Origin of the sequence: Tatumella saanichensis, assembly GCF_000439375.1 — a bacterium.
GTDB lineage: Bacteria > Pseudomonadota > Gammaproteobacteria > Enterobacterales > Enterobacteriaceae > Tatumella > Tatumella saanichensis.
The window spans coordinates 1-5,097 of record NZ_ATMI01000045.1; the positions used below are offsets into that span (position 1 = coordinate 1).

General features: G+C 46.5%; 6 protein-coding genes and 1 pseudogene. All 7 read left to right on the top strand.

The annotated features are described in order from the left end of the window. The coding region (locus DW47_RS17520) for a T6SS immunity protein Tli4 family protein (protein WP_241430759.1) at positions 1–126 on the top strand (126 nt) is incomplete at its 5' end. A gap of 78 nt (positions 127–204) precedes the next feature. Next, complete coding sequence (locus tag DW47_RS0113250; protein ID WP_029686904.1) at positions 205–1,290, top strand: T6SS immunity protein Tli4 family protein; 1,086 nt, start codon at positions 205–207, stop codon at positions 1,288–1,290. A gap of 60 nt (positions 1,291–1,350) precedes the next feature. Next, a complete protein-coding gene (locus tag DW47_RS17075; RefSeq protein WP_071846649.1) occupies positions 1,351–1,629 on the top strand; it encodes a PAAR domain-containing protein in 279 nt (92 codons plus the stop codon). An 87-nt stretch (positions 1,630–1,716) separates the two neighbouring features. Further along, entirely contained in the window at positions 1,717–2,016 is a 300-nt protein-coding gene (locus DW47_RS0113255; protein ID WP_029686905.1) for a hypothetical protein, read from the top strand. A 53-nt stretch (positions 2,017–2,069) separates the two neighbouring features. Further along, positions 2,070–3,194, top strand: coding sequence for a hypothetical protein (locus DW47_RS0113260; RefSeq protein WP_029686906.1), 1,125 nt, complete (start codon positions 2,070–2,072; stop codon positions 3,192–3,194). Beyond that, positions 3,191–3,457, top strand: a complete 267-nt coding sequence (locus DW47_RS17305; protein ID WP_038027587.1) for a hypothetical protein — start codon at positions 3,191–3,193, stop codon at positions 3,455–3,457. Before DW47_RS0113260 ends, DW47_RS17305 begins: the two co-directional genes overlap by 4 nt. A gap of 54 nt (positions 3,458–3,511) precedes the next feature. Then, positions 3,512–5,097: pseudogene (locus DW47_RS16500) on the top strand (ImcF-related family protein); the annotation flags it as partial.

The window sequence follows — 5,097 nt, forward strand, 5'->3', positions numbered from 1 at the left end:
GATGCTACAGCAGATAAGCCTAGACTGGGTATTGGACTCACCAGTGAGTATAAAAAAACGCGTTACAGCGAAGTGCAGATGATTGAAATCTGGGACCGTCTGGTAAATTCCCTGCGCTATAAATAACAGGTAAAGATGGAGACTGACGTTACACTTCGTCTCTTCCGAAGGGCCCGCCAGGCATACAGAAAAGGAATTCTCACCATGCAATGTATTTGTGAACGTATGGTCTTATTGGCTACCGGAATACTTTGTATTACCCCTGTAACGGCATCCACGCCAGTGCAGAAGGAAAGCTCAGTGATAAATAGTTTGTTTGCGCAAACCAAACCACAGTGCATCGGGCGCTATGTGATTGACGTTCCCGAGTCGTTTAACAACCGGCTTTACGATATGATTTTTATCGATGATTTTAAAATTGAAAGTAAGTTGCTCTATCCACCCGCGTTTAAGCAGCGCGTGCAGTTAAGAAAGCAAGAGCTGAATGATGCAATAACTAAACTAGGGAATAAACCAGAAAATGCACCCTACATCAAACAAATTATTCAATTGCAGGGCAATAAAGGAGTGATTTTTGATCGAAATAATTCAGGGTCCGCAGATTCATTCCGACATCTGGAAGCACATGTTTATGTAAATGCTGTTGCATTTATTATTACTACCAAGATTTTAGACTTATCAGCTGATAAGTATAAAGAGGAGAAAAAAACATATCTCAATGCTGGTTTCTCCGAGATGGAAACTAACACTAAGCCTATCAAGCTAGCAGCCATGCAGTCTCTGATATCGCGGTTAAGCGGCAGAAAAGATGAGGATATTCCGTCTGCTAAAGGCGTGTGTATACCGAATGGGTTTATCCGTGATGATGGTGGAAAGCATAAAGAAAGTCTCACATTTCGGTATGAAAATGATGATTTTGTTTTTGGTGTCGATATGGATAACACAATCAAGGGTTCGGAAGACACCCTGTTTAACCGTAGTGCACAAATTAATGAGGCACTTAAAACCTCCAATCAGTACAGTATAAAGAAAGTGGCACTCTCACCAAATGGTATTCCGGCGGAGTCATGGTTGTTTGGTGGTATCCAAATCATCAGGGATCCGGTAACTGGAAAAGATGAAAAGAACACCTTCTATAATTTTATGCTTTATGCTAATGAGCGCGATGCCACACCGGATAAGCCGAATCTTAACATTGGTTTCGGCAGTGAATATAAAAAAACGCGTTACAGTGAAGCGCAGATGATTGAAATCTGGGACCGGCTGGTAAATTCCCTTCGTTATAAATAGCGTTGGTAAATGGGTCATGTTTTCCGTATATCCACAACATTTTAAAATGGAGGATGCGCAATGAGTGTTGGTTACTTTTTACGAGTCGGTGATAGTACCACCTGTGGTGGCAAGATCCTTACCGGCGAACCCACATTTCAATGGTATGGCATTTCTGCTGCCAGAGAAGGAGATATGGTTAGCTGCGGTCTGCACACGGGAACTTACAAAATCTTAGGCGGAGTGATAGATACATTCGATGGAAGCTCGGTTCTGGCGGGGTCACTTGATAGCTTTAGTTCCTGCCCATGTCACGCGAAATTTATCCCTGTTATTCCGGATAGCTATTCTAAGGCCTAAGGAATATCTGAGATATTGAAAAAAGTCGCCACTGGAAAAATTAAAACACTGCATCCCTCTGGGTTAGAAGATAAAAAGGAATGATTAATGAAGAATAAATCTCAAAGTAGCTTATTGCTTGCCGGCCTGATATCTCTGATTTTCATCACTGCCTGTCAAACGAAACCGGTCACCGTCGAGCGTAATCAAAACATTCAGGTAGTTAATCCATTTTCGGATTCAAGCCCTGAGGGGCAGTGCTATAAAATAACGGCTGAAAATAAAGAGTATTATGGTCGTCTGGATAAAGATGGTTATCCATTACAGATCCCTGAAATTGAAAATAAGGATATAGAAATTAGCTTGGGGTTATTAAATGATAGAGATTGTAAAGGAAAAGGAATCTAATATTCACTGTGTGTTTTTTATCTTTAATGAAATATATAAAAATCGAGTTTACTATGGCATGGCCTATCCCTGATATTCCTGATGAAAAATCTCTTCCACGACCAAAGTTCTGGTTCTGGATACTCGTATTAGTACTGATGTTGATAATGGGGGCTATTTCAAGCTTATGGATCTGGAAAAAGGTAACTTATGCTGAAGTTTTCTTCTACGGTGCTCTCCCCGCATCGTTGATTTGGTTATGCTTATTCGGGGGGGTGTTTAATCGCTACGAGCAGTCTGTCGCAGCATGTCGGGCCTGGGATTGCGAAAGAGAACAAACCAAAGCCGAATGGCGCAACTGGAGTCGACAGCAGCTTGCCGTGGTTGGTAACGTTTTGTTTTCTCCGGAAGAGAAAGGAATGGAGGCACTTCTGGACGAGTTGGAAAAAGTTCCTGCATTTCCTAAAAAAGTACGCCCATTATTCAACTCCCAGTATAACTTTCAAGATTTTATGAAGGAAACAGACAGAAAGCTGGAGTTGCAACATCCCGGATATCGTTATTCCCTGCACTCTGTGTATGTTTACCAGTCCCCAGATAGAATTGACGAAAAACGCATTGAGTTAATTTCTCAACAATGGGATCTCATTCCTAATTTAATCTATTCCATGAAGACTCTAGATGCTTTCTATGATGAAAAGAATTTTGATGGGTTGATATTAGTACTTTGTCTCCAGGATTGGCCCCCTGGACGTACAGGGCAGTCCAGTGAGTTTATCTCTGCTCAGCTTATTACCTCATCTGCTTATGCTCAGCAGCAATCATTGCCGATTATCGCTGGCATTACTCGTATGATGCCTTTGGAAGTGGGGAAGCTGAAAAATGAGTTAGATATGTTTTTTGACTATGTTCAGCCCGATAAGCAAAACCTGGAATATGTTTGGCTGTTGGGTGACGCTGAGAAAACAGCGGCTGAAATAATGCAATACGCGACTCGCCATCATTGGCCACTGCCGGAGGAAAGACCTTTACATTCTATCGATCTCTCTTTTGGACCTCCTGGAGAGGCTGCCTTGCCACTTTCTTTAGCCATGCTGGCAGAGGCCGTGACTAAAAAGGATAAGGATCAGTTATTGGTCAGTCAGATAGCACAGCAAACAGGGACACTTTGCTTGATTACTAGGGAGCTTTTCACGTGACTGAAAAAAAACAAATATCCAATGCGCGCTATGGTTCATGGGGATACTTCCTCCTGATTGTAGGTCTGGCGGGGATAAGTGCATTTGTACTCTTTATCAATCTGGAGAGTTTGAACAAACTCGGGATTTCAGCTCAAAAAATCTGGACGATTTGGAGTGCTGTGTTTGCCGTCTTGCTGTTTGGCTTAATAGGGTCGCCCATATGGTGGCGGTGGAAGCAGAGGAAAAATCAGGGGATCTATAGACCGCAGGTATTAGACTAGGAACTGATCACATCGACAGGTGGGAGCAACGAACCGAGTCAGGTATTCACCCGTCTTAACAATCATCTTCGGTCCCGCCACAGATCCTTCTGGCGCCACAAAGTTCGCCTGCTGCTGGTCACCGGCGATGAGGCGGCCATCGAACAGCTGGTACCGGGCCTGCAGGAAAACCAGTGGCTTGAAGGTCAGCGTACCGTCCTGATTTACGGCGGCAGTCTGACTGCTGAGCCTGATAAGGAAAAATACACCGCACTGCGCAAACTGCGACGCGGGCGTCCATTGGACGGTATTGTACGTGTACTCCCGCCGTCGCTTATTCTGAATCCACAAATTAGCGATAATGATTTACGTGGACTGGAAAAAATCAGTGAACTGCTCCGGTATTCTGCTCCGGTGTGGTTGTGGCAATTGTGCGACAGTCAGTGGTCGCAGGCAAAACGCGACCAACAGACGGTAGGGGCCAATTTCCCACTGCGCGCTCAACCAGACGATATTACTCGCCAACTGGAGCAGTTACTGCCGGCCCTGCGAACGCAAGGGATGAGCCAGGTCGCTCACAATAATGGCCACGACTTCCTGCTACGTCTAAGCAAGCACCTAAAAGAGGGGGGTATCGCCCGCTGGGTTCAGCAACTGGAACCCTGGCTCTTTGCGTCACAGCAACGTGTTCCACTGCGTGGCATGATGTTTAGCTTGCCGGACAGCCAGCCTATGCCTGAGGAAATGGCTAACGTTGAGACATATACTCCGCAATCACACCGCCATGCACTAACCCTGTCTCCAACCTGGCAGGGGATTGTTGATGATTGTACTCAGGTATATGGCCGTCGTGTAGGGATACCTTGGCAACAGACCCTTAATTGGACGCTGCTGGCCATGCTCGGCGTCTGGGGAGCGGGCATGTTGCTATCTTTCGCGGTCAACCGCTCACAGATTATCTCTGTGGCACAGCAAGCGCATGCCCTGGTAGAACATCCCTCGGTTACGGATGAACAACTGACGGCGCTGTATGCCCTGCGAAATGACGCCGGTCGTCTACTGCAGCGTATTCACAACGGGGCACCGTTATATCAGCGCTTCGGTCTAAACCATAACCAGCTGTTATTCGATGCAATGCTGCCTTGGTACGGTGTCGCCAATAACCGTCTGATCCGCGACTCAGCCAATGCGGCGCTGGTACAAAAACTCAGTGCGCTGGCAAACTCAGCTCCCAATAGCGACCAGCGTGCGGCGCTTTCGAAACCGGGCTACGACCAGCTGAAAGCCTGGCTGATGATGGCCCGTCCTGATAACGTCGATGGCGCGTTGTATGCCCAGACGATGAAAACCGTGCAGCCGACGCGGGTGGGTATCTCCGACGGTTTATGGCAAAGCCTGGCGGCGGATTTATGGGCGTTCTATATCACTCAACTGCCTGAGCAGCCGCAATGGAAAATAACGCCTGATGAACAACTGCTCAGCCAGAGTCGTCAGGTACTGCTGCAGCAAATTGGTCGCCGTAATGCGGAAAGCACCCTGTACCAGAATATGCTTAAGTCGGTACGCCGTAATTTCGCCGATGTGTCCCTGGAGGACATGACCAGCGGTACCGATGCACGGCAACTGTTCAGCACTGAGGCAGTGGTGCCGGGCATGTTTAC

Excerpts from the sequence above, each read along its gene's own strand:
- DW47_RS0113250 (WP_029686904.1), top strand. The coding sequence starts at position 205 with ATGCAATGTATTTGTGAACGTATGGTCTTATTGGCTACCGGAATACTT.
- DW47_RS17075 (WP_071846649.1), top strand. The coding sequence starts at position 1,351 with ATGAGTGTTGGTTACTTTTTACGAGTCGGTGATAGTACCACCTGTGGT.
- DW47_RS0113260 (WP_029686906.1), top strand. The coding sequence starts at position 2,070 with ATGGCATGGCCTATCCCTGATATTCCTGATGAAAAATCTCTTCCACGA.
- DW47_RS0113255 (WP_029686905.1), top strand. The coding sequence starts at position 1,717 with ATGAAGAATAAATCTCAAAGTAGCTTATTGCTTGCCGGCCTGATATCT.